The 390-nt window shown below is 41.8% G+C and carries 1 protein-coding gene; it reads right to left on the reverse strand.

Annotated features, from left to right (window positions below; all coding sequences use genetic code 11):
• Window positions 1-293: DUF4372 domain-containing protein (locus tag NI468_RS16185; RefSeq protein WP_158651077.1), on the reverse strand; the 293-nt coding region annotated here is incomplete at its 3' end.
• Window positions 294-390 lie beyond the last annotated feature (97 nt).

Below are 390 nucleotides of genomic sequence, written 5' to 3' on the forward strand. Positions count from 1 at the left end.
AGCTGTTGATACAAGGCAGCAGGCTGCTGCTCATTGATTCGTGCCAGCGTGCTTCGGGGAATAGACTTTGCTCCGAGATGACTTAGCTTTTCCTGTTGGCACTCCAAATTGGATTGAATATCTCTCAGACTTTGCCTACAAGAGAATTGAGACATCAATATGGCAATAAACTGATCCCACCGGGAAGCCGCTCTAAATTTCTGTCCAACATGGTGTACTTTAGCAAGTTGTTCAAAATCCTGTCGCACAACAGGTTTAATTAGCTCATGAAATACGGTATTCTGATGTGACAAAACCTGAATCCTGGTCGTTAAAGTGTTTGTTTGCACTCATATTTTAACTGTTAGGACTCAGGTTTTTTTATTTAAAGCAAACTATGGGACAGCAGTG

Source organism: Acinetobacter lwoffii (assembly GCF_024129355.1).
Taxonomy (GTDB): domain Bacteria; phylum Pseudomonadota; class Gammaproteobacteria; order Pseudomonadales; family Moraxellaceae; genus Acinetobacter; species Acinetobacter lwoffii_I.